Origin of the sequence: Pseudomonas sp. TMW22080 (genome assembly GCF_022496745.1) — a bacterium.
Classification (GTDB): Bacteria; Pseudomonadota; Gammaproteobacteria; order Pseudomonadales; family Pseudomonadaceae; genus Aquipseudomonas; species Aquipseudomonas bubulae.
The window spans coordinates 1-22,913 of the sequence record NZ_SCFF01000008.1; the positions used below are offsets into that span (position 1 = coordinate 1).

The 22,913-nt window shown below is 58.4% G+C and carries 19 protein-coding genes and 2 tRNA genes; 17 read left to right on the forward strand and 4 right to left on the reverse strand.

What is annotated here, in order from left to right:
* Positions 1–141 precede the first annotated feature (141 nt).
* From EQV96_RS22760 to EQV96_RS22800, 9 genes are all read left to right on the forward strand, one after another.
* Positions 142–217 (forward strand) — tRNA-Glu (locus EQV96_RS22760).
* A gap of 5 nt (positions 218–222) precedes the next feature.
* Positions 223–298 (forward strand) — tRNA-Gly (locus tag EQV96_RS22765).
* A gap of 185 nt (positions 299–483) precedes the next feature.
* Complete coding sequence (locus EQV96_RS22770; protein ID WP_095027219.1) at positions 484–1,425, forward strand: fatty acid desaturase; 942 nt, start codon at positions 484–486, stop codon at positions 1,423–1,425.
* 18 nt (positions 1,426–1,443) lie between these two features.
* Complete coding sequence (locus EQV96_RS22775) at positions 1,444–2,235, forward strand: PhnD/SsuA/transferrin family substrate-binding protein (protein ID WP_095003132.1); 792 nt, start codon at positions 1,444–1,446, stop codon at positions 2,233–2,235.
* A gap of 130 nt (positions 2,236–2,365) precedes the next feature.
* Positions 2,366–2,914: a sigma-70 family RNA polymerase sigma factor gene (locus tag EQV96_RS22780; protein ID WP_240882442.1), complete on the forward strand. Its 549-nt coding sequence runs from the start codon at positions 2,366–2,368 to the stop codon at positions 2,912–2,914.
* Complete coding sequence (locus EQV96_RS22785) at positions 2,911–3,930, forward strand: ABC transporter substrate-binding protein (protein WP_095019630.1); 1,020 nt, start codon at positions 2,911–2,913, stop codon at positions 3,928–3,930. The genes EQV96_RS22780 and EQV96_RS22785 overlap by 4 nt, the downstream gene beginning before the upstream one ends.
* Before the next feature lie 21 nt (positions 3,931–3,951).
* Positions 3,952–4,803, forward strand: coding sequence for a proline/glycine betaine ABC transporter permease (locus EQV96_RS22790; protein WP_095003135.1), 852 nt, complete (start codon positions 3,952–3,954; stop codon positions 4,801–4,803).
* Positions 4,800–5,621 carry a glycine betaine/L-proline ABC transporter ATP-binding protein gene (locus EQV96_RS22795; RefSeq protein ID WP_095003136.1) on the forward strand — a complete coding sequence of 274 codons (822 nt, stop codon included), beginning with the start codon at positions 4,800–4,802 and terminating at the stop codon, positions 5,619–5,621. Before EQV96_RS22790 ends, EQV96_RS22795 begins: the two co-directional genes overlap by 4 nt.
* Before the next feature lie 113 nt (positions 5,622–5,734).
* Entirely contained in the window at positions 5,735–10,459 is a 4,725-nt protein-coding gene (locus EQV96_RS22800; RefSeq protein WP_240882443.1) for a DUF6543 domain-containing protein, read from the forward strand.
* A gap of 5 nt (positions 10,460–10,464) precedes the next feature.
* Here the strand turns inward: EQV96_RS22800 and EQV96_RS22805 are convergent, their stop codons facing one another.
* Complete coding sequence (locus tag EQV96_RS22805; protein WP_095021013.1) at positions 10,465–11,091, reverse strand: hypothetical protein; 627 nt, start codon at positions 11,089–11,091, stop codon at positions 10,465–10,467.
* An 88-nt stretch (positions 11,092–11,179) separates the two neighbouring features.
* Here EQV96_RS22805 and EQV96_RS22810 point away from each other — a divergent pair, with 88 nt between their 5' ends.
* Positions 11,180–12,121, forward strand: coding sequence for a LysR family transcriptional regulator (locus tag EQV96_RS22810; protein WP_095003170.1), 942 nt, complete (start codon positions 11,180–11,182; stop codon positions 12,119–12,121).
* A gap of 211 nt (positions 12,122–12,332) precedes the next feature.
* On the opposite strand, the gene EQV96_RS22815 is transcribed toward EQV96_RS22810, so the two are convergent.
* The gene (locus tag EQV96_RS22815; RefSeq protein WP_083369822.1) at positions 12,333–12,749 is read right to left on the reverse strand and encodes a PA2817 family protein; all 417 of its coding nucleotides are present in this window, start codon (positions 12,747–12,749) and stop codon (positions 12,333–12,335) included.
* Positions 12,750–12,812: 63 nt separating this feature from the next.
* Positions 12,813–15,260 carry an acyl-CoA dehydrogenase gene (locus tag EQV96_RS22820; protein ID WP_095019634.1) on the reverse strand — a complete coding sequence of 816 codons (2,448 nt, stop codon included), beginning with the start codon at positions 15,258–15,260 and terminating at the stop codon, positions 12,813–12,815.
* A gap of 151 nt (positions 15,261–15,411) precedes the next feature.
* On the opposite strand from EQV96_RS22820, the gene EQV96_RS22825 reads away from it, so the two are divergent.
* The 3 genes from EQV96_RS22825 to EQV96_RS22835 all read left to right on the forward strand — a co-directional run bounded on the left by EQV96_RS22825 (position 15,412) and on the right by EQV96_RS22835 (position 17,880).
* Positions 15,412–16,038, forward strand: coding sequence for a glutathione S-transferase (locus tag EQV96_RS22825; protein WP_095021015.1), 627 nt, complete (start codon positions 15,412–15,414; stop codon positions 16,036–16,038).
* Between the two features lie 133 nt (positions 16,039–16,171).
* Positions 16,172–17,104: an ABC transporter ATP-binding protein gene (locus EQV96_RS22830; protein ID WP_095003141.1), complete on the forward strand. Its 933-nt coding sequence runs from the start codon at positions 16,172–16,174 to the stop codon at positions 17,102–17,104.
* Positions 17,101–17,880, forward strand: coding sequence for an ABC transporter permease (locus EQV96_RS22835; protein WP_095003142.1), 780 nt, complete (start codon positions 17,101–17,103; stop codon positions 17,878–17,880). Before EQV96_RS22830 ends, EQV96_RS22835 begins: the two co-directional genes overlap by 4 nt.
* A 45-nt stretch (positions 17,881–17,925) precedes the next feature.
* Here the strand turns inward: EQV96_RS22835 and EQV96_RS22840 are convergent, their stop codons facing one another.
* Positions 17,926–18,441 (reverse strand): DUF2062 domain-containing protein, encoded by a 516-nt coding sequence (locus EQV96_RS22840; protein ID WP_095003143.1) that lies wholly within the window; start codon positions 18,439–18,441, stop codon positions 17,926–17,928.
* A gap of 145 nt (positions 18,442–18,586) precedes the next feature.
* On the opposite strand from EQV96_RS22840, the gene EQV96_RS22845 reads away from it, so the two are divergent.
* The 4 genes from EQV96_RS22845 to lpxK are packed head-to-tail and all read left to right on the forward strand — an operon-like array spanning position 18,587 to position 22,910.
* Positions 18,587–20,791, forward strand: coding sequence for a DNA internalization-related competence protein ComEC/Rec2 (locus EQV96_RS22845; protein WP_240882451.1), 2,205 nt, complete (start codon positions 18,587–18,589; stop codon positions 20,789–20,791).
* 48 nt (positions 20,792–20,839) lie between these two features.
* The gene (locus EQV96_RS22850; protein ID WP_095003171.1) at positions 20,840–21,475 is read left to right on the forward strand and encodes a MotA/TolQ/ExbB proton channel family protein; all 636 of its coding nucleotides are present in this window, start codon (positions 20,840–20,842) and stop codon (positions 21,473–21,475) included.
* On the forward strand, positions 21,472–21,900 hold the full coding sequence (locus tag EQV96_RS22855) for a biopolymer transporter ExbD (protein ID WP_095003145.1): 429 nt from the start codon (positions 21,472–21,474) through the stop codon (positions 21,898–21,900). The genes EQV96_RS22850 and EQV96_RS22855 overlap by 4 nt, the downstream gene beginning before the upstream one ends.
* Entirely contained in the window at positions 21,900–22,910 is a 1,011-nt protein-coding gene (gene lpxK, locus EQV96_RS22860) for a tetraacyldisaccharide 4'-kinase (RefSeq protein WP_095019637.1), read from the forward strand. The genes EQV96_RS22855 and lpxK overlap by 1 nt, the downstream gene beginning before the upstream one ends.
* The last annotated feature ends 3 nt before the right edge of the window (positions 22,911–22,913 follow it).

The following is a 22,913-nucleotide window of genomic DNA, read 5'->3' on the forward strand; positions in this document are numbered from 1 at the left end:
AAGGTCGGGGTCGCGAGTTCGAGTCTCGTTTCCCGCTCCATTTTTAAGCAGCTTTGCTTTCGGGCGAAGTTGAGTGAAAGCCAAGAGACTAACGTTTGTTAGTGATCTGGCACTGAAATGTACGTGTACATTTCGGGCAACGTCCCCTTCGTCTAGTGGCCTAGGACACCGCCCTTTCACGGCGGTAACAGGGGTTCGAGTCCCCTAGGGGACGCCATTATTGCGGGAATAGCTCAGTTGGTAGAGCACGACCTTGCCAAGGTCGGGGTCGCGAGTTCGAGTCTCGTTTCCCGCTCCAAATTTTGTTTTTTGGAGCAACGCAGTTTCAAAAAACACACAGAAAGCAGCCTTCGGGCTGCTTTTTGCGTTTCCGGGGTTTGCTTTTCGACCCGTACGCAAACACCTCTAAGCTCATAACCAATCGATCTGCAAGAAAACTGCGACTGGCGCAACAAGGATTCAAACCTGTTTTGAGTTCATCAGATGTCGCATTATTTCGATAGCGCCCAACAACGGGACATCCAGGCCTTGTCCCGTACCTTCACCGGTCGAACCCAGTGGCCTACCTGGTTATTGCTGCTTGCCGTTCCCACCGCCTGGTTTGCGTTGCTGCTGGGCAGCCCGGTGCTTGGCGCTGGCTGGACGATTGTGCTGCTGATCCCGGTGGTGGTGCTGTGGATGTCGGTGCAGCACGAACTGCTGCACGGCCACCCCACAGGTTCCAGCAACCTTAACAAGGTGCTGGGCTACGCACCTTTTGCGCTGTGGTACCCCTATACCCTCTATCGCGACAGCCATTTGCAGCATCACCGCGATCATGACCTGACCTTGCCCGGCATTGACCCCGAAAGCCGCTATTTAAGCCAGGCTCACTGGCAGGGCAGTTCCAGTCTGCTGCGTGGTTTGCTCTGGCTGAACAAAACGGTGCCCGGACGCCTGCTGCTGGGCCCGCCCCTGGCATTGTTTGGCATGGCCAGGGAGGAGTTGCATCGCCTGCGCAGCGGCGAGCGGAAAGCCTGGTGCATGTGGCTGACCCACGGTTTTTTCACGATGCTGATGTTTGCCTTCATCGCGTACTGCAGCGAACTGGCTGTTTGGCAGTATGTATTTCTGGTTACCGTGCCGGTTTTGTCAGTGGGCATGGTTCGTTCCTTTTATGAGCACCGTCCCGCATCCCGGCCGGAACAGCGAACGGTACTCAATGAAGCCGGTTGGCCCTGGACCTGGCTGTTCCTGAACCTCAACTTGCATCTGGTGCACCATGATTTACCGGGTTTGCCGTGGTTTTACATGCCCAGGGTCTACCGTGCGCGACGAGAGCAGTGGCAGCAGCGCAGCGGCGGTTTTCTGGTGCAAGGCTACGGTGAACTGATTCGCCGTCACGCGGTGCAGGCGATTGATAGCCCGCAGCATCCGTTCAGTTAATTTCACAAGGTGCCTTCCATGTCTGGCCGTTATGCCGAATTGGCAATGTATGTAGCCCCCCAGCAGGTCAGCGAAGCCAATGAACGCTGGTTGACCCGTGTTCTCGAGCTTTTGCAGCATACCCGTGGCGATGCCCGGGGCCTTGGCCTGCTGGAGTTGTTCAGGGCCCCCGAGTTGTTGCTGAGCCAGACCTGCGGTTATCCGCTGTTGACCCAGTTGCGCGGTCAGGTGCAATTGGTCGGTCGCCCGCATTACGAATGGCCCGACAGCCATGGGGGGGAGCATTGCAGTGTGATTGTCAGCCGTGATGCAGATCCGCGCCGCGATCTGGGCGCTTTCGCGGGCAGCCGCGGGGTGATCAATGATCAGCACTCCAACAGCGGCATGAATCTATTGCGCCATCGCCTTGCGCCCCTGCAGCGCGGTGGGCGCTTTTTTGCCTCCGTGGCCGTCAGCGGCGCGCACCGGCAAAGCCTGCGCTGGGTGCGCGAAGGTTGGGCCGACCTTGCCGCCATCGACAGCGTGACCTATGCCTACCTGGCCCGCTATGCGCCGGCAGAAGTTGCCGGGCTGCGGATTGTGGCGCGTACGGCCTCCAGCCCGACCTTGCCTTACATCACTGCGCTCAGTGCCGGACGTGACGGCGCAGGGCAGATTCGCCAGGCAATGAATACGGCCTTGGAGCAATTACCCGAAGTAGCTCTAACCTTGGGGCTGCGGGAAGTTTTACCAGCCAGTGAAGCGGATTATCAGATGGTTCTCGATTATCGGCAGGAAGCGGCTGAGTTCGGGTATGACGTGTTGCAGTAGTGGAGCCATACTTAATAGCTGAAACGAATAAACAAATGTTTTTTTAGTATTTAAATTGCATAAAACCATTTGCTAGGATCGCCGCACCGGATCACCGGACATACCGTTCTGTTTAATTCCTGGAGCCCCTATGTCCGGCGCCGACATCGCTCACCGCGACCATGTGAGCCAGCTTTATCGCACCCACTATTTGTGGCTGCATGCACGTTTGTGCCGTTACCTCGATTCCAGCAGCTACGCTGAAGACATCGCGGCCGACACGTTTGCCCAGCTTTTAAGCGCACCTCAGGGGCAGGTCATCCGCGAGCCGCGTGCGTTGTTGACGACTATCGCCCGGCGTCTGATCTTTCAACTGTGGCGTCGCCGGGATGTGGAACGGGCCTATCTGATGAGCGTGCAACAGCAAGAACCCCTTCATTTCCCCTCGCCAGAGACCCTGGCCCAGGCAATTCAAGCCTTGCAGATGATTGATGCCCGGCTCGATGGTTTGCCCGACAAGGTAAGGGAAACCTTCGTTCTATCACGGATCAATGGCCTGACGTATCCCGAAATCGCACAACAGCTGGGCATATCCCGGCGCAGCGTGAGTGACTACATGGTTCGCGCCCTCAAGCGTTGCGCCATGCACGCCACCGCGCAACCCACCTACCGCCCCTCCATAACAAGAGAATCCGCATGAATAACTTGAAAAAATGGCTCGGTGGTCCGCTGCTGGCCTGTGCATTGATCACCCAACCGGTGCTGGCCGAGCAGAAGGCACCGGTTCACTTTGGTGATATCACCTGGGAAAGCGGCAGCCTGATTACCGAAGTGCTGCGCCTGATTACAGAGAAAGGCTACGACGTGGCGACGGACACATTGCCCGGCAGCACAGTCAGTCTGGAAGCAGCACTGGCCAAAAACGATATTCAAGTGATTGGTGAAGAGTGGGCAGGGCGCAGCCCGGTGTGGATCAAGGCCGAAGCCGAGGGCAAGGTGCTGGGGCTGGGCGATATCGTCAAGAACGCCAGCGAGGGCTGGTGGGTGCCGGAGTATGTGATCAAGGGCGACCCTGAAAAAGGCATCAAGGCACTGGCCCCGGACTTGAAGTCGGTCAACGATCTGGCACGCTACAAAGATGTTTTCCGCGATCAGGAAGACCCTTCTCGCGGTCGCTTTCTAAATAGCCCTACCGGCTGGACCTCTGAAATCGTCAACAGCCAAAAGCTCAAGGCCTACGGGCTGGACAAGGACTTCGTGAACTTTCGTACAGGCTCCGGCGCGGCGCTGGATGCCGAGGTCAGCTCATCGATCAAGCGTGGCAAACCGGTGTTGTTTTACTACTGGTCTCCAACCCCGCTGATTGGCCGCTACAAACTGATAAAACTCGAAGAGCCTGCCTTCGATGCCGAAGCCTGGAAAACCCTGGCCGACGCCAACAATCCCAACCCCAAGGGCACCCGCTCCTTGCCGGCGAAACTGGCGATCGGCGTGTCGACCCCGTTCAGCAAGCAATACCCGCAACTGGTCGAGTTCTACCAGAAGGTCGATTTCCCGATCGATCTGCTGAACACAACCCTGGCGCAAATGAGCGAAAAACGCACCGAACCGAGTAAGGCGGCGCAGGCCTTTTTGCGCGAGCAACCGCAGATCTGGCATGCCTGGGTTACTCCTGAAGCGGCGGCCAAGGTCGATGCGGCGCTTAAAGCGAATTAATTCCTTGAACAAGAGCACCGCATGTTTCCTGAAAATCTGACGTTTTCCATCGCAGGATGGGTCAATGATGGCGTTGATGCGCTGGTGAGCAACTACGGCGATGTGTTTCGGCACATCTCCGACACGCTGCTGTGGGCCATCATCCACCTCGAAAACCTGCTGCGCCTGACCCCGTGGTGGCTGATGCTGATCATCGTCGGCGCCATTGCCTGGCATGCCACGCGCAAAATTTTCAGCACCTTGCTGATTGTCGGCCTGTTGTTCCTGGTAGGTGCTGTTGGCCTGTGGGACAAGCTGATGCAGACCCTGGCGCTGATGCTGGTGGCCACGGTGATTGCTGTGCTGCTGGGCATCCCGCTGGGGATTCTGGCCGCCCGCAGCAACCGTCTGCGTTCGGTGCTGATGCCGCTGCTGGATATCATGCAAACCATGCCCAGCTTCGTGTACCTGATCCCGGTGCTGATGCTGTTTGGCCTGGGCAAGGTGCCAGCGATTTTTGCCACTGTGATTTATGCCGTACCACCGCTGATCCGTCTGACCGATCTGGGCCTGCGCCAGGTCGACCGCGAGGTGATGGAGGCGATCAATGCCTTTGGTGCCACGCCGATGCAACAGTTGTTCGGTGTGCAATTGCCGCTGGCCATGCCCAGCATCATGGCCGGTATCAACCAGACCACCATGATGGCCCTGTCGATGGTGGTGATTGCCTCGATGATCGGTGCACGCGGTCTTGGCGAAGACGTGCTGGTAGGCATTCAGACCCTCAACGTCGGTAAAGGGCTGGAAGCCGGGCTGGCTATCGTGATTCTGGCGGTGGTCATCGACCGCATTACCCAGGCTTATGGCCGACCTCGGCATGGGGATCAGAAATGACCGTCAACAAAATTGAAGTACGCAACGTTTACAAGGTGTTCGGCAATCGCGAAAAGGCCGTGCTGGCGATGATCCGCGCGGGCAAGAGTAAAGACCAAGTGCTGGCCGAAACAGGCTGCGTGGTGGGCATCAATGACATTTCGCTATCGATCAGGGCGGGAGAGGTTTTTGTCATCATGGGCTTGTCCGGGTCAGGCAAGTCCACGCTGGTGCGTCATCTCAATCGGCTGATCGACCCCAGCAGTGGTCAGATCCTGGTCGACGGAGAAGACATCCTGGATTACGACATGCCTGCCTTGCGCCATTTTCGGCGACACAAGATCAGCATGGTGTTTCAGAATTTTGGCCTGCTGCCTCACCGCAACGTACTGGATAACGTCGCCTATGGCCTGAAAGTCCGGGGCGAGAGCGTCGCGCAATGCCAGCAGCGGGCCCTCCACTGGATTTCCGTGGTCGGCCTGCAAGGTTACGAGCAGGTGTTCATTCATCAGCTGTCGGGCGGCATGCGTCAGCGCGTCGGCCTGGCACGGGCATTGGCCACCGACACCGACATCATCCTGATGGACGAAGCTTTCAGTGCCCTGGATCCTTTGATCCGTGCAGAGATGCAAGATCAGTTGCTGGAATTGCAGCGCACTTTGCAAAAAACCATCGTGTTTATCACCCATGACCTGGACGAAGCGTTGCGCATTGGCAATCGTATTGCCGTACTCAAGGACGGGCAGTTGATCCAGGTCGGCAGCCCGCAAGAGATTCTGCAGGCTCCGGCAGATGACTACGTCGGTCGTTTCGTCCAGCGCCGGCGCACCAGTGCCTGATCCTGTACATATCCAGATACCGCCTGTAATGCGGATTCATTGCGTTTAATCAGCCGATCCGGTTCTGCCTCTCGCGGGCGTAACCCTCGTCTAATTCAACGCGATGAACTGTCATGAAAACACTTTCGACCACCCCTGATGCCATGATCCGCTACTCGGCCCTGAGTAGCTTTGCGGGTCACAGTTTTGCCCTGCGCCCGACGTTTCAAGGTGTCGTTGCCAGCTGGTTCAAGCAAGCGCTACAGGATAAATACCCGGCCCTGAACGTGGATTTTACGCAGCTCGCTATCGCTGAGCCATTGAGCCATGAGAACTCACCGGGCATGCCCAGGCGCTATCGTTTCATGGCCGTTGCGGATGTGATGATTCAGTGCTTTATCGACTCAACGCCGGTGGTGCTTATCCAGGGGTTTCACCGCCTGAGCGTCGATAAAAACGAACTGTCTGCGCATCCATTGGCGGTGAACATGGCGGAGCTGCAAAGCATCATCAACGACCATTCGGGGTTATTGATTGCGGCCTATCAACAGGCGTTGGCCGAATTCTGGAGTGACAGGCAAAACGGCTCATTGGCCCCGCTTCAATGGTTGAGCGAAGTGTTACGGATGGCCCTGGGGGGTGCCGCCCTGATGCAAAACCGCGTGCCTGCCTTACCTGCCGATCAGGCAGTCGTGCTGGCGGTGGTTGCATCCTTCCCTGACAGGGACAATCGGGCCAGAGGAACCCTCGAAACCCCGGTGCACGCCTATCTGGTCAATATCGACGGTACAGAGAACAACGTTCGGCGGCGCTTTCAACTGCCGGGTGTGGTGCTGATCACCCGGCAAATGCCCGATCACCTGATTGTGCTCGGTTATTCACTGGAGCACGGGGTTGAGTCCTTCAGCTCGGTACAGGCGTTCGCTACCTGCATGCTGACTCGTGTGTTGCAGGTTGCCCCCGTTCGGTTGTTGAGCTGGAGTCTGCATGAGCCCGAGGGGGACTTTATCACCGGCCTGGCCCGCACCTTGCTCGACCAGCAGTTGCGCAACATGGTGCGTGTGGGGCAAGCCGCTCAGGCTGGCAAGTGGAGCGTCGGGCGACTGGAGCAGGTGCTGGACGAAGCGGCTGCGATGTTCCCGTTTTTCAGCGAGCAGGAACGCCCGCACCTGGAGAATGTGATCTCCGTATTGCCCGAGTGGCTCAAGCAGGCCAGCTCCGTGGATCAATTGGACTACAGCAGGTTGATGAGCGCAGAAGTGATCTGGCAGCGCCAGACCCGGGGCCGCACCTTTCTGGACGGTATTGATGCATTGCCGGTGTACGCCGAGAAAATGATCAGGCAACGCATCGAGCGCGATCATCCGCGGTCAGGCCTCGATATCTCGCACATTGAGATACATGACGTGGGGGTCGAAAACTTGCAGCTGCCTGTTTTCAGCGACGATGTGCTGTCTTTTGTCGAGTTTGTCCTTGGCTACAGAGGCGGCTGGCCAGTCGGCCTGATCGCGGTCAAGGATCGCACAGGCGCCCCAGTACCTGACTGGTTGACCAGTGGCTACGTGAAAAGCCTTGTGGATGAGCTGGATGTGGGAGTGGGCTATATCGCGCTACTCAAGGGTTACCTGGTGGACGACGACAAGCAAGTCATGCAGCGCGAGGCGTTATATGCGGCCCAACTGAGAATTCAATTGCCGCTGTTGGCCCTGGAGAAAAAAATCAGGGGGCAAGCCGGTTTTACCCCGCAGGGCTTGCATGTGGTCACCCAGGTCATGCGCCACGACGCGCAACGGTCGGTCAGCCATGACTATGTGTGCGTGCGGCCCCTGGGCTTTTACGCCTATGAAGGGGCCAGAGTTGATACGGCGGCGAACATGTTTGTCTTCGGCTCGCTGAATATCCAGACAGGGCCCTTTATCCTGTACCGGCCTTTTGCCCCTGAACCCTTGTTGGAGTATGCCAGCTGGCCCGCATTGTTTGACGCCATCAAGCATCCGGGTGAGCTGCAAGAAAGCATATTGACCTGGCTGGACGATGACGCCCGTGGTTATTACGCCGACGGCGGTTTTGCGCGACCGCATCTGGAGAATGTACTGCTGGAGGGTTTTTTGGCCCTGTTGCCACGTCGCCCGGCGACCTTGAGTACGCGTAGCTTGGTGGGCAACTACTACGGGGCGATGTTTGACGCCAACGTCAGTGCGTTGATGAGCATGGCGGACAACCAGACGGTGTCGACCTCTGAGCGTCGCTGGATGCTGCTCAAGCACTATGGCTGGAGCCTGTTTAACGGGTTGACGTTTTTCCTCAGTGGGCCCTTGCAGAAAGCCGCCTGGCTTTTTCAGACCCTGTTGAGCCTTGATAGCGGTTTGCAGGCGCGAATTGATGGCGATAAAGAGGCGGGGCAACAAACGGTTATCGATCTTTTATTCAATATCAGCCTGGCACTTCTGCACGAAGGTCTGAGATTCAAGGCAAAAGCCAATGCCCGGTTACGCTTGAGTGCCCCTGTCGATGAACCGTTGTTTACGATCTATAAACCTGAGGCCCTCCCGGCGGTTGAGCCAGTGTCCGCTAGCGTTATCGCGCAAAAGAAACAGCCCGATATTGAACCCCGTGCTGCCAGCCAGTATTCGTCCCTGGACTTCTCATGGTTCAGTGCTCAGCCCCGTTTGACAGAGCTGCAGCAGGCAAGCCTGGACACTTTTGTGCTGGATCTGGACTTGAGCCAGGGCACGCGCATCGAAGTAGGCCCCTTAAAAGGTGTTATCAACCATGAGGGCAAGTCATATGTGCAGATCGGTGCCAAAACCTATCGCGTTGGCCGTGACGCGGATGGGCTGGTGATCCAGGACGACAGGCAGCCTGAAAGATTTGGCCCGCGCCTGAGAAGGGATGAGGCCGGGCAGTGGCAACTCGATCTGCGTTTGGGATTGCGCGGCGGCGGTCCCAAAAAAACCATTCAGGCATTGCGCGAGAAAAAGACCCAGAAAGTGGCCGCGTTGCAGCAAGAGGCCGAACGCCTGGACGAAGAGCTTCTGAGGCGCGACCGAGTGCTGAAACTGACTGAAGAGTTGCTGACTAAATTTCCCGATCGGCGAGCGACGTTTGTTGATCGCTACGAAGCTGAGCTGGAAGCGTGGCGCGCGGGTGTGCTGGACATGATCAACGTCAAAACCAGGTCGAACCAAATTATCCCCCTGGAGGGCTTTGAGGCCAGAACACAGGAGACTTGGGTACAGCTGACCTTGAGGCTGTTCAAATTACAGAACTACCTGGAAGAAGCGCTCCGTGAACTGCCGGTATCCAACTCCAGGGTCTCTTATACCGCTTCGCTGCTGGAGGTTCTGGCAGAGATAAACAATGGCTCGAGTGCTCCCTATGAGCGCTGGATTACCAACTTGAAACAGGCCGAACGGCTAGAGGCGCGGTTATATAAAAACTCGCTGCGCGAGTGCGACGCCCTTGATGAGGTCAGAACCAGGCCGTTGCCCAGATACAGCGCACTGGAAGAGATAATCAATCAACCCAATCGGGATTATTTCGACCGCCACTGGTCCGCCGCCTACCTGGAAACCCTGTGCGAACTGGTGATCCGCCGTGATGCGGTCAACCTCATACCTGAAGAGCAATATGCATTTGATCTGTTCGGGCAAGGAACATTGATTGATACCGCCTGGTCGCAATTAAGCTTGCGCCGTGAAGAGACGAAGTATCCCGGAGAGCATCTCGATTTCTTCGATAAGACCATCGAAAAATACGACGCAGCGGAAGGCGTTTGCCAGAACCTTGTCAGTCTTGGCTCCGAGCATTTCCGTAATGAATATCTGCCCGACATTATTGAGGTTCTAAGCAGCCTGAGAACGTTTGCAGAAGCCCAGATGCAGAATGTTATCCGTGAGTCCGAAAGCTCCTCTTCTGAAGCAGAAGAGCCCCGGCCAGGCCCCAGTCGCCTGATCAATGAGCCAGGAGCCGGGGCAGGATCGTCCCGCGGGACTCAGCAAGTAATCAAGACCACAAAAAACCTGACGCTGGTAGGGCAGCGTCGTCCTCCGTCCTCGGAGTCTGAAGATGAAATCGTCGATGTGACTGAGGGCATCGATCAAATGAATATCCGCTCCTATCGCAAAACAGAGGCGGGAGAATGGGAAGAAATCGGTAGCAGCAGACCACCCACTCTTCAGGCTTCACAAGCCAAGTCGTTATCCCGACTCCAGGCTGACGCCCGCACGTTGCTGGAGCGGATTTCGGGAGTCATTGCACAGAACAGGGCAAGCGCTGCAACATCCAGAATACCGATCGAAATAGAAGAAATTCTGAGCTTCAAAGCCAGCTCACTCGACGAGGTGGCGCAGAAGATGGAGCGGATTGTGCTCACATCCAGCCCTGAGGTTGAGCCCCTGACTCAAGAGCGCAGAGCTGGCGCTTTGGCATTAATTACCGACCTGAAGGCGGCGGCCGGCAGGTTGCGCGCCGAGGGCCGAAGCCTGCGCATCAGCATTATCAAGCGGCTGCCGCCAACGGGTGCCAACGTCGAGTATTTAAAGGCCCAGGGCGAGGTAAACATTACCCGCGTGGGGAGGCGGCGGTTTTTGTCCAAAGGCCAGCGCAAGGATTATCTTGAGGAATACGCCATTAGCACTTTGGATGGTAATGAGTTGTGGTTTGCACATTTTCATTACAAGGCAATGGACACACTCGCCGCCGACTTTGACGTGGCCCACTTGAAAACGGCCCAACAGCGCACCCTGAGTGAACAGGCGTTGTACGCCCGGGCACAGAGTTCCCATGACTATATCGCGGTGTATCGCGCCAAACTGGATCGGGCCATGGCGCAGCGGCTTTTTTTATCCCTTCCTTGATTGCGTCAGGCCAGAGCGTAGCGTACTGAGAGCACGCCCTTTTTCTGACTTACGGACAACACGTTGACGGTGCCCAGTTCAGCCAGGGATTGCACATGGGTGCCGCCACATGGATAGCCCGGCAGCTCGCCAAAACGGATGGCGCGCTGCTCCGAGTCCAGGCAGGTATGCCTTTGCAGGTCGGCAGCGATCCATTGTGCCAGGGTGTGCTGTACGGCCTCGGCCTCAAGGGGTTGCGGATTGTCGCCGGCTACAAAGCTTACCCGGCATTCGCCTGGCCAGTGATGGGCTTTGGTGGGTACCCAGCCCAGTTGCTCGCCGCATACACCAATCAAATGCCCGGCCGAATGCAGGCGGGCATGCAACCGACGGCGGGTTTCGTCGACCTGAGCCTGTGCCCGGCCTGTCGGTACGGGCACGCTGACGTGGTGCACGATAGCATCCTGTCCCTGTACAACCTTGATGACCTGGCTGTCGCCGATCCAGCCCGTGTCGCTGGGTTGCCCGCCGCCCTGGGGATGAAAGGGGGTGGCGCAGAGGATGACGGCAAACCCGTCTTCTTGGGGCGCGCAGTGGATGACTTCGACCTCGCAGCTCACGGCGTCGTCATTGAAAAACAGGCGTTGGGTCATGGAGGTGTTCCTGAGCGGGTTTCGTTTTTAGTATAGGGGGGAGCCAGGAGTGTGATAATCCATCAAATTTTCAATGGACCTGTGCGCTGTGAGCATAAATCTCCCGTTGTCATTACTGGCTGAAATGGTCGTGTTTGTGAAAGTGGTCGAGGCAGGCAGCTTCTCTGAAGCCGCTCGTCAGCTTGGCACATCGCCTTCGGCGGTCAGTCGCAGTGTTGCCCGACTGGAAAAAGCCCTGGCCATTCGCTTACTGCAACGCACAACCCGCAAGCTCGGCCTGACCGATGCAGGTGAAGAGGTTTTCAAACGTTGCGATGAAATGGCCTGTTCGGCTCAGGCGGTGATGGACCTGAGCGGGCGTTTTACCCGGGAGGCCGAGGGGCTCATTCGCCTGAGCGTGCCCAAGGCCGTGGGGCGGTATGTGATACATCCCCATATGCCCGAGTTTCTGCGCCGTTACCCCAAGGTTGATGTGCAATTGATCCTCGAGGATCGTTATGTCGATTTGATCGATGACAACATTGACTTGAGCATTCGCATTACCGACCAGCCGCCACCGGGGCTGGTGGGGCGCCAACTGTTCCCGATCGAGCATTTACTCTGCGCCACACCGCAGTATCTGGCCGGGCACGGGGTACCGCAGCAGCCTGAGGACTTGCGTGACCATAGTTGCATTTACCTGGGGGAAACCCCGGCTGATGCGCGCTGGAAATTCAGGCAGGGTGGCAGGTCGGTAACGGTGGGGGTGCGCGGACGTTATGCGGCCAATCATACGGGCGTGCGCCTGGATGCGGTGTTGCAGCATATCGGGATCGGCAGCTTGCCGTACTTTACGGCACGCCAGGCGCTGGAGGAGGGGGTGGTGGTGCAGGTGCTGCCCGAGTGGAATTTTATTGCTTCCTACCACGGCGGCGTGTGGTTGCTACAAACGCCCACCCGGTATTTGCCGCCCAAGCTGCGAGTGTTTATCGACTTTCTGGTGGAGCGGATGGCGCAGGAACCGACGCTGGAGATGTGGCGTAATCTGTAGATACTCTGTTGCAGGTCAAGCCCTATTGTGGGAGCGAGCCTGCTCGCGAACGACCTTCGCGAGCAGGCTCGCTCCCACAGTTGCAGTGTTCCTGTAGCAGTTGCCGAGGGCTGCGCCGCCGAACGCAGCCGTTGGAACGGCTACAGAGCTTTTGCTTCTTTAAAAAAAGCCCGCCAGGCAAAACCGGGCGGGCTTTTGGGTCGGACTGCGATCAGTGCTGCGGGCTGTCTTGTGTCGTGGGCAGCGCCATCAGTTGTTTTTCCTGATTCCAGTCAAACGGCTCATCGTTCAGTTCGGCTTCGTGGCGGCGCTCTTCCAGGGCCTGATACATGTCCAGCTCTTCATCCGACAGGAAGTTGAAGCAGGCGCCGCCGAAGTACCACAGCAGGTCGCGCGGGACCAGGTGGGCGATCTGCGGATAGCGCTCGATTACCTGGCACATGATGTCCTGGCCCAGGTACTGGCTGTTGATCGGGTCAACCGGCAACGAGCTGCGCATGTCGTCAAAACGCTCCAGGAACAGCGCGTGGCTTTCCTCGGGGATCTGCTCAGCGTCACCGACAGCAACCAGGATGCTGCGCAGAATGTCGAGCAGGACAAGGTTGTGGTTCAGATCGTTGGTGGCCATTGCGGGTGTCCTCTAGGGTAAAACGGGCGCGAGAGTATAAAGCTCATCGCGCTCGCTGTCCTGTTATCGAATCTTTCCTTCTGTGTGGCTGAGTTCTTCCTTGCTGAAGTCATCCACGTCGATGACCTTGCGTCGTGCGGTTTCGGCGGTGCGCAAGGTTTCAGCTTCGGCCGGTTGCAGTACCCCGGCTTGCAGCGCGGCATCGATGGACGGTTCTCCTGCAGCGGGTTTTACCTGGCCACTTTTCAGCGCTTCGTGGAGTTTTTTGTGCAGGGGGCGCGCTTCGCTCAGCAGGTTGCTGGCATGTTGCAGGGCGCCCACAGCGTCATCCGGCGATTGCGGGCGGTAGCAGCCAGCGAGCACTGCTTCAAGTGCCGGATCCCCTTTGGCGCGGCCCAATACTGCAGCGACCTCGGCATCCAGTGCGTCCGACGGACCGGTATGCCGGCGCCCAAACGGAAATACCACGCCGCGCAACAGAAAGCCCAGCGTTCGGCTCGGGAAGTTTTTCAACAGTTCATCCAGTGCGCGCTCAGCGTGGCCCAGGCTTTCTTCCATAGCCCATTTGAACAGCGGATCAAGGTATTGCGGCGAGTCGAGGTCGTGATAACGCTTGAGGGCGGCCGACGCCAGATACAAATGGCTCAGCACATCGCCCAGGCGCGCAGACAAGCGTTCGCGGCGTTTGAGCTCACCGCCCAGCAGCATCATGCTCAGGTCCGCGAGCAGGGCGAACGCCGCCGCCTGACGGTTGAGCGCGCGGAAGTAACCCTGGCTCAACGGGTTGCCGGGCGCAGCTTCGAAACGGCCAATGCCCAGGTTCAACACCAGCGTGCTGGAAGCGTTGCTGATGGCAAAACCAATGTGTTTGAGCAGCAGGGCGTCAAACTCCAGCATGGCTTGATCTTTATCTTCCCGCCCGGCCAAGGCCATTTCCTTCAGCACAAAGGGATGGCAACGGATGGCGCCCTGACCAAAGATCATCAGGTTGCGCGAGAGGATATTGGCGCCCTCTACAGTGATGAAGATCGGAGCCCCTTGCCAGTTACGCCCCAGGTAGTTGTTGGGGCCCATGATGATGCCTTTGCCGCCGTGCACGTCCATCGCATGGCTGATGCACTCGCGGCCGCGTTCGGTAAGGTGGTACTTGAGAATGGCCGAAAGAACCGAGGGTTTTTCCCCCAGATCCACCGCGTTGGCGGTCAGCATGCGGGCGCTGTCCATCAGCCAGGCATTGCCGCCGATACGCGCCAGCGCCTCCTGAATGCCCTCGAAGGCGGCCAGTGGCACATTGAACTGTTCGCGTACCTGAGCATATTGGCCGGTCACCAGACTGGTGAACTTGGCCGCGCCGGTGCCCACTGCCGGCAACGAAATCGAGCGTCCCACCGACAGGCAATTCATCAGCATCATCCAGCCTTTGCCGAGCATTTCCTGGCCGCCGATCAGGTAGTCGAGCGGGATAAACACATCTTTGCCCGAGTTCGGGCCGTTCATGAAGGCTGCGCCCAGGGGGAGATGGCGACGGCCGATCTCGACGCCGGGGGTGTCGGTAGGGATCAATGCCAGGCTGATGCCCAGGTCCTCTTTGTCGCCCAGCAGATGGTCCGGGTCATGGGCCTTGAACGCCAGGCCCAGCAGCGTGGCGACGGGGCCGAGAGTGATATAGCGTTTCTCCCAGTTCAGGCGCAGGCCGATAACTTCCTCACCTTGCCATTGGCCTTTGCAAATGATCCCGGTGTCGGGCATTGCCCCGGCATCTGAGCCTGCCAGTGGCCCGGTCAGGGCAAAGCAGGGGATGTCATCACCACGGGCCAGGCGTGGCAGATAGTGGTCGCGTTGTTCATCGGTACCGTAATGCAGCAGCAGTTCAGCGGGGCCCAGGGAATTGGGCACCATTACGGTGGAAGCCAGATCGCCACTGCGGGTGGCCAGTTTCATGGCGACCTGGGAATGGGCGTAGGCCGAGAACCCTTTACCGCCGTAGGCTTTGGGGATGATCAGGGCGAAGAAGCCATGCTCCTTGATGTGCGCCCAGGCCTGCGGTGGCAAGTCCATGGCCTGGCCGATTTCCCAGTCGCTGACCATTGCGCACAACTCTTCGGTAGGGCCGTCAATAAATGCCTGTTCTTCTTCGGTCAGCCGGGCCTTGGGGTAGGCCAGCAGCTGGTTCCAGTCGGGGCGGCCGCTAAACAACTGGCCGTCCCACCACACGGTGCCGGCATCGATGGCATCGCGTTCGGTTTGCGACATCGGCGGCAGGGTCTTCTGGAACCAGTTGAACAGGGGGGCGGTAAAGATTTTGCGACGAAGTTCGGGCAACAGCAGCAGGGCCGTGGGCGCGGCCAGCAGCAGCCAGAGGATTGCCAGCAACCCGCCAGGTACATGGCCGATAACCCCCATGGCCAGTAAATACACCGCGACCACGGCAATGATCGTCAGGGGGGCGATGCGGCGATGGGCCATATAGGCGATGCCAACAATCAGAACCAGTATCCACAACAACAGCATATTCAATCCTCCATGAAATCAGGGGCGTGCACCCTTGTGAGCTTAGTCGCAACTTTCGATCAGGGTTGTAGGGATAGTGACCTCGCGCTGGAGACGGAGTTCGTCATCCCGGCGTAGACTCCTTCGGCGTCTATCAATCAGGAGCCAGATCATGCTGAAAGTGTGGGGTCGCAAGAATTCGTCAAACGTGCGCAAGGCGTTGTGGTGTGTTGAAGAGCTGGCGTTGCCGTATAGCCGGGTAGAGGCGGGCGGCGCCTTTGGGGTGGTCAACAGCCCTGAGTACCGGGCGTTGAACCCTAATGGCCAGGTGCCTGTGATTGAAGAGGACGACGGCTTCGTGCTGTGGGAGTCAAACACCATCGTGCGCTACCTCACTGCCAGATATGGCTCGGATACGTCATGGTACCCAACCGATGCACGTGTGCGGGCGCAGGCAGACAAGTGGATGGACTGGACCAGCACTTCCTTTGCCGGGGTGTTTCGCACGGTGTTCTGGGGTGTCTTGCGCACGCCGGCCGAGCAGCAGGACTGGGTGGCAATCAACGCCGCAATCAAGGCCAGCGGCGAATTGCTTGCCGTGGCCGATCGGGCCCTGGCTGAAAAACCCTACTTGTCCGGTGATGAAATCGGCATGGGTGATATCCCGCTGGGTAGCTTCATTTACGCCTGGTTTGAAATGCCCATCGAACGCCCGCCCCTACCGCACCTGAGTGCATGGTATGAGCGCTTGAAGCAGCGTCCGGCCTATCGAAATGCCGTCATGACCGCGTTGACTTAATAGCCACTATTAATACGGGCGACTGTACTTGTGCGGCGAGGCCAAGCACCATAGGGTCTTGTCGGACTTGTCCTACAGGCTGTTCGCCCTTATTTACAATTCCCCTTTCCCCCATCTTGGTGCGTAATCCGATATGAGTTCCGCTCTGTCCATACGGCAGCTAACCAAAACCTACGGCAACGGTTTCCAGGCCCTGAGTGGTATCGATCTGGATGTCGCCGAAGGTGACTTTTTTGCCTTGCTGGGCCCTAACGGTGCCGGCAAATCCACCACCATCGGCATTCTCTCGACCCTGGTCAACAAGACCGGCGGCACGGTGAATATCTTTGGCCATGATCTTGATCGCAATCCCGCAGCCCTCAAGCGTTCGATTGGTGTGGTTCCGCAGGAATTCAACTTCAACCAGTTTGAAAAGACCTTCGATATCGTCGTGACCCAGGCGGGGTACTACGGTATTCCGGCGAAAATCGCCAAGGAACGAGCCGAAAAATACCTGACGCAGTTAGGGCTCTGGGACAAGCGCGACACGCCATCGCGTTCGTTGTCCGGTGGCATGAAGCGCCGCCTGATGATTGCCCGGGCTTTGGTGCATGAGCCGCGTCTGTTGATCCTCGATGAGCCTACCGCCGGTGTCGACATTGAGCTGCGCCGCTCGATGTGGTCCTTCCTCACCGGGCTGAACGAGCAGGGCACCACCATCATCCTCACCACCCACTATCTGGAAGAGGCTGAGCAGCTGTGCCGCAATATCGGGATCATCGATCACGGCACCATTGTCGAAAACACCAGCATGCGCCAACTGCTTGGACAGTTGCATGTCGAGACCTTTTTGCTCGACTTGAAGCAACCGCTGCAGGCTGCCCCTCAGTTGATCGGCTACCCGAGCCAGTTGCTCGATGCCGCGACCCTGGAGGTCCAGGTCGACAAGGTGGTGGGCATTACCGGTCTGTTCACTCAATTGGCCGCGCAAAATATTGAAGTAGTGAGCTTGCGCAACAAAACCAATCGCCTTGAGGAGTTGTTTGTGTCGTTGGTCGAGAAAAACCTGGCAAAGGTGGCGGTATGAGCTCGGAGCTGCGTCCCAACCTGATTGCGTTGAACACCATTATTTACCGTGAGGTCCGCCGCTTTATGCGGATCTGGCCGCAAACCCTGCTGCCACCTGCGATCACCATGGTTTTGTACTTTGTGATCTTCGGTAACCTGATTGGTCGGCAAATCGGCGATATGGGTGGCTTCACCTATATGGAGTACATTGTGCCGGGTCTGATCATGATGTCGGTGATCACCAACTCCTACGGTAACGTGGTGTCGAGCTTCTTTGGCGCCAAGTTCCAGCGTTCGATTGAAGAGCTGATGGTCTCGCCGGTGTCGCCCCACACGATCCTGATCGGTTTTACCGTGGGCGGGATCTTGCGTGGCCTGATCGTGGGCCTGATCGTGACCCTGCTGTCGCTGTTCTTTACCCATCTGCAGGTGCATCACCTGGGCCTGACCATTGTGGTGGTGGTGCTGACCGCTACGATTTTCTCGTTGCTGGGGTTTATCAACGCCGTTTTTGCACGCAATTTCGACGATATTTCGATTATTCCGACCTTCGTACTGACGCCGCTGACGTATCTGGGCGGGGTTTTCTACTCCATCACCCTGCTGCCGCCGTTCTGGCAGAGCGTGTCGCTGGCCAACCCGGTGCTGCATATGGTCAACGCCTTTCGCTACGGCATCCTGGGCGTTTCGGACATCAAGATCAGTGTCGCGCTGACCTTTATGGTGGTGGCGACCATCGTGCTCTACTTCGGCTGCGCCAGGCTGCTGGTCAGCGGGCGCGGGATGCGTCAGTAGTTGTTGTGACATGCGGATAAAAAAGGCCCCTGTTCGGGGCCTTTTTTATGGGTGCCTGTTTTTGCGGGCTTTCCATTTATGGCTGACCCACCAGCGCCAATAGAGCATGGTCAGACAATAGGCCAATGCGCCGAGCACCACGCCGCAGACCACCGAGCCCAGCAAGAATGGCTGCCACACAGTAGAGAGCTGGCCGCTGATCCATTCCCAGGTCAGTTCGTCGGGCAGGGTGCGCGCCGGCACGTTCATCAGCCAGGCGCCCAGCTGGTAGGTGCAATAGAACACCGGGGGCATGGTGATGGGGTTGGTCAGCCATACCAGGCCCACGGAGATCGGCATATTGCTGCGAACCCTTATTGCCAGAAAGGCCGCCAGAAGCATCTGGAACGGCATGGGTATAAAGGCCGCGAAAATGCCCACCGCCATTGCCCGGGCCACGGAGTGACGGTTGAGGTGCCAGAGGTTGGGATCATGGAGCAAGGTGCCCAAAAATCGTAAGGACTTGTGTTCCCTGATCAGGGCCGGATCTGGCATGAAACGTTTGATCAAACGCCGTGGCATGGGCCTCTCCCTAGGTCAAGGGGGCAGTATGCCCAAATTCGACAGGATGCCTATTTAGACTTTGTGACAATTTCTTAAGCGCGGCCCCGGGATTCCAGCTAATCCGAGTCAAAGGGATAAGTTGAGTATAGGCATGTACACAGGGATGTTTGCGCTGGCAGCGGGCCTGATCACGCTGCGGTTTTTACCTGGTTTACCGTCTGCCGGGTGGTTGCTGCTGATGGCGACGGCGGGGGTGTTGCTATTGGCCTGCAGGGGCTGGCCGGTGGGGCTTTATGTGCTTGGGCTGTGCTGGGCCTGCTTTCAGGGGCAAAGGGCACTGGATAACCGTCTGGCTGACTCATTCGACGGGCGTACGCTCTGGGTCGAGGGGCGTGTGATCGGCTTGCCGCAGCAGTCTGGAACATCCGTCCGCTTTGAATTGCAGGGGGCAAAGTCGCGCCACGGTGCTTTACCCGCGACTATCAGGCTGAGCTGGTATGGCGGCCCTGCGGTGAACAGCGGCGAGCGCTGGCGGCTGGCGGTCAAACTCAAGAAACCCAAAGGCTTGCTCAATCCTCAGGGGTTTGATTTTGAGGCCTGGTTACTGGCGCAGCGCATCGGTGCGACCGGTACGGTCAAGCAGGGGCATTTACAGGAGGCTGCCAGTCACGCCTGGCGTGACGGCTTGCGTCAGCGTCTGCTGCGCATTGATGCCCAGGGCCGGGCTTCGTGGTTGGCGGCGCTGGTACTGGGTGATGGATCGGGTCTGAGTCGCGATGACTGGACGTTGTTGCAAGCGACCGGCACGGTGCATCTGCTGGTGATCTCGGGCCAGCATATTGGCCTGTTTGCCGGCTTTATCTATGGATTTATCGCCTTGCTGGCGCGTTATGGGCTGTGGCCACGTCGTTTGCCGTGGTTGCCCTGGGCTTGTGCCCTGGCGTTTATTGGCGCCACGGGTTACGGCGTGCTGGCGGGCTTTGAAGTGCCGGTGCAGCGCGCGTGCATGATGCTCGGACTGGTGCTGGCATGGCGTTTGTGGTTTCGGCAACTGGGCGTGTGGTTGCCTTTTTTGCTGGCGCTCAATGCCGTGCTGATCGTCGAGCCGCTGGCGAGTTTGCGGGCTGGGTTCTGGTTGTCATTCAGCGCCGTGGCGGTGCTTCTCTTTACCTTCAGTGGCCGCTTGGGGGCGTGGGGGTGGCGGGCCATGTGGTTGCGCCCTCACGGCCTGATCGCCCTGGGCTTGTTCCCGATGCTGTGGATACTCGATCTGCCCATCAGCCTGACCGGGCCGCTGGCCAATCTGATAGCCGTCCCCTGGATCAGCCTGGCAGTGCTGCCAACAGCTTTGCTGGGGACCTTGCTGTTGCCTGTGCCCTGGCTGGGGGAAAACCTGCTGTGGCTGTCAGGTGGCCTGATCGATGGGTTGGTCCAGGGCTTGAGCCTTCTGGCCGATGTGTTTACGCCGTGGTTGCCCGTATCCGTGCCGATTTACATTTGGCTGTTGAGTGCGGCCGGAGTGCTGATCCTGTTATTGCCAGCGGGGGTGGTCTTGCGGCCGCTGGGTTGGCCGCTGGTGCTGCTGGCGCTGTTTGCGCCCCGTGAACAGATCCCCCGCGGTCAGGTCGAGGTGCTGCAGCTGGATGTTGGTCAGGGTCTGGCGATTGCCTTGCGTACCCGCAATCACACTCTGCTGTACGACGCAGGCCCCAAGTCAGGGAATCTGGATCAGGGTGAGCGGGTGGTGGTGCCGGTTTTGCGTTCAATGGGGGTGGCCGAGCTGGATTTGATGCTGCTCAGTCACGCCGATTCGGATCATGCCGGTGGGGCGCTGGCGGTGCAGCGGGGCGTCAGCGTGAAACGGGTGATTGGCGGCGATGTGCCGGGGCTGGCGGAGTCGTTGCGGGCGCAACCCTGTGTCAGTGGGGAGACTTGGGAATGGGATGGTGTGAGTTTTTCACTCTGGCAGTGGGCGGGGGCCAGCGACAGTAATCAAAAGTCCTGCGTATTGCAGGTGCAGGCCGGTGATGAGCGGTTGCTGCTGACCGGGGATATCGATGCCAGGGCCGAGCGTGCCTTGCTGCAAAGCCCGCTGGGCGTGCCTACCCGCTGGTTGCAGGCTCCTCATCACGGCAGCAAGACCTCGTCGTCGATGGTGTTTCTCAAGGCGCTGGCGCCTGAAATCGTGCTGATCTCCCGGGGGCATGGCAACAGCTTCGGTCATCCCCATCCACAGGTGATGGCCCGGTATCAGGCGCTGGGGGTGCAGGTACTGGACAGCGCCGAGCAGGGTGCGGTGAAGTTTCGCCTGGGGGCGTCGGGCAAGGCTGAAAGCATGCGCGACCAACGCCGGTTCTGGCGCGATTGACGCTGCCCCTGTGGTAGAGTGGCACACTTTTTCGAGGGGATTGTCACTGTGTGGGAACTGGTCAAATCCGGCGGCTGGATGATGTTGCCGATCATTCTGAGCTCTGTTGCCGCGCTGGGCATTATTGTCGAGCGTCTGTGGACCCTGCGTGCCAGTCGCGTGACCCCGGAGCATCTGCTCGGTCAGGTCTGGGTCTGGATCAAAGACAAGCAAATGGACAAGGAAAAACTCAAGCAATTGCGTGCCGATTCGCCTCTGGGTGAGATTCTTGCCGCGGGCCTGGCCAACTCCCGTCATGGTCGCGAAATCATGAAAGAGTGCATTGAAGAGGCCGCCGCGCGCGTTATTCATGAGCTTGAGCGCTACCTCAATACCCTGGGCACCATTGCCGCAATGGCACCCTTGCTGGGGCTGCTGGGTACGGTGCTGGGCATGATCGATATTTTCAGCTCGTTCATGGGCTCGGGAATGACCTCCAATGCTGCGGTGCTGGCGGGTGGTATTTCCAAGGCGCTGATCACCACGGCCGCAGGCCTGATGGTGGGTATCCCGGCCGTATTCTTCCATCGTTTCCTGCAGCGTCGTGTTGACGACCTGGTGGTTGGCATGGAGCAGGAGGCAATCAAGCTGGTTGAAGTGGTTCAGGGCGACCGTGAAGTCGATATGGTCGGGAGTAAAGCGTGAAATTTCGCCGCAAGCCACGGGAAACAGTTGATATCAACCTCGCGTCATTGATTGACGTGGTGTTTATCCTGTTGCTGTTTTTTGTCGTGACCACCACCTTCACCCGCGAAACCCAGTTGCGCGTCGATCTGCCGGAGGCTGTCAGCGGTTCACCCAGCGATGAGCAGAATGGCAAGCAACTGGATATCGCCATCAGCGCAGACGGGGTTTTCTCGGTGAATAACCAGTTGTTGCCCAAGAATGATCTGGCCAGCCTGATGGAGGCCCTGCAGAAAGAGTCCGGTGGCGATACCCGTTTGCCGCTGTCGATCAGCGCCGATGGCAAAACGCAACATCAGGCGGTCATCACCGCGATGGACGCGGCCGGCAAGCTCGGCTTTAGCCATTTGCGCATGACCACGGTTGAGGCGCAGACGACTCCCTGATGGCCATGTCCGATCGTTTACTGCGTGCCTGGTATGCCGGGCATCCGCTGCTGATCCTGTTGCGACCACTCGAATGCCTCTACCGACGGGTGGTTGAGCGCAAGCGGGCACGTTTTGTCGCCGGTGAGGGCGAGATCTATCGCCCGCCGGTGCCGTTGATCGTGGTGGGGAACATCACGGTCGGCGGCACCGGCAAAACGCCATTAATCCTGTGGCTGATAGAGCACTGTCAGCGCCAGGGACTGCGCGTTGGCGTGGTCAGTCGCGGCTATGGCGCGACCCCGCCGCAACTGCCGTGGCGTGTACGCGCCGAGCAAAGTGCTGTGCAGGCGGGGGATGAACCTTTGCTGATCGTGCAGCGCACCGGTGTGCCCCTGATGATCGATCCCGACCGCAGTCGGGCGATCAAGGCGCTACTGGCCAGCGAGCCGCTGGACCTGATCCTGTCGGATGACGGGTTGCAGCACTACCGTATGGCGCGGGATCTGGAGCTGGTGTTGATCGACAATGCCAGAGGCCTGGGTAATGGCCGTTGCCTGCCTGCCGGGCCGCTGCGCGAACCGGTCGAGCGCCTGCAGAGCGTTGACGCGGTGCTCTATAACGGCGCTGCCAGCGACCCGCAGGGCGGTTTTGCCTTTGCGTTGCAACCCACCGCACTGGTGAATCTGGTGAGTGGGGAGCGCAAGGCGCTGGACTTTTTTCCTGCGCAGCAGGCTCTGCATGCGGTCGCCGGTATCGGCAACCCGCAGCGTTTCTTCACCACCCTTGAAACGCTACACTGGCGGCCAATTGCTCATGCGTTTGCTGATCACGCGCCTTATAGCGCCGAAATATTGAATTTCTCGCCATCATTACCCGTGGTCATGACCGAAAAGGACGCGGTGAAGTGCCGTGACTTCGCGTCATCCGACTGGTGGTATCTGGCTGTTGATGCAGTGCCTTCCGAGGCCTTTGTGTTGTGGTTTGACCAACAATTGCTGCGTCTTTTACCTGATCGTCTTTTACCCTAACTC

What these genes read in the sequence shown, in the direction of transcription:
- EQV96_RS22840 (WP_095003143.1), bottom strand. Translation starts at nt 18,441, where the DNA reads ATGCCACGGCGTTTGATCAAACGTTTCATGCCAGATCCGGCCCTGATC.
- EQV96_RS22795 (WP_095003136.1), top strand. Translation starts at nt 4,800, where the DNA reads ATGACCGTCAACAAAATTGAAGTACGCAACGTTTACAAGGTGTTCGGC.
- lpxK (WP_095019637.1), top strand. Translation starts at nt 21,900, where the DNA reads ATGGCCATGTCCGATCGTTTACTGCGTGCCTGGTATGCCGGGCATCCG.
- EQV96_RS22775 (WP_095003132.1), top strand. Translation starts at nt 1,444, where the DNA reads ATGTCTGGCCGTTATGCCGAATTGGCAATGTATGTAGCCCCCCAGCAG.
- EQV96_RS22815 (WP_083369822.1), bottom strand. Translation starts at nt 12,749, where the DNA reads ATGGCCACCAACGATCTGAACCACAACCTTGTCCTGCTCGACATTCTG.
- EQV96_RS22805 (WP_095021013.1), bottom strand. Translation starts at nt 11,091, where the DNA reads ATGACCCAACGCCTGTTTTTCAATGACGACGCCGTGAGCTGCGAGGTC.
- EQV96_RS22835 (WP_095003142.1), top strand. Translation starts at nt 17,101, where the DNA reads ATGAGCTCGGAGCTGCGTCCCAACCTGATTGCGTTGAACACCATTATT.
- EQV96_RS22785 (WP_095019630.1), top strand. Translation starts at nt 2,911, where the DNA reads ATGAATAACTTGAAAAAATGGCTCGGTGGTCCGCTGCTGGCCTGTGCA.
- EQV96_RS22845 (WP_240882451.1), top strand. Translation starts at nt 18,587, where the DNA reads ATGTTTGCGCTGGCAGCGGGCCTGATCACGCTGCGGTTTTTACCTGGT.
- EQV96_RS22820 (WP_095019634.1), bottom strand. Translation starts at nt 15,260, where the DNA reads ATGCTGTTGTTGTGGATACTGGTTCTGATTGTTGGCATCGCCTATATG.
- EQV96_RS22825 (WP_095021015.1), top strand. Translation starts at nt 15,412, where the DNA reads ATGCTGAAAGTGTGGGGTCGCAAGAATTCGTCAAACGTGCGCAAGGCG.
- EQV96_RS22830 (WP_095003141.1), top strand. Translation starts at nt 16,172, where the DNA reads ATGAGTTCCGCTCTGTCCATACGGCAGCTAACCAAAACCTACGGCAAC.
- EQV96_RS22800 (WP_240882443.1), top strand. Translation starts at nt 5,735, where the DNA reads ATGAAAACACTTTCGACCACCCCTGATGCCATGATCCGCTACTCGGCC.
- EQV96_RS22770 (WP_095027219.1), top strand. Translation starts at nt 484, where the DNA reads ATGTCGCATTATTTCGATAGCGCCCAACAACGGGACATCCAGGCCTTG.
- EQV96_RS22790 (WP_095003135.1), top strand. Translation starts at nt 3,952, where the DNA reads ATGTTTCCTGAAAATCTGACGTTTTCCATCGCAGGATGGGTCAATGAT.
- EQV96_RS22780 (WP_240882442.1), top strand. Translation starts at nt 2,366, where the DNA reads ATGTCCGGCGCCGACATCGCTCACCGCGACCATGTGAGCCAGCTTTAT.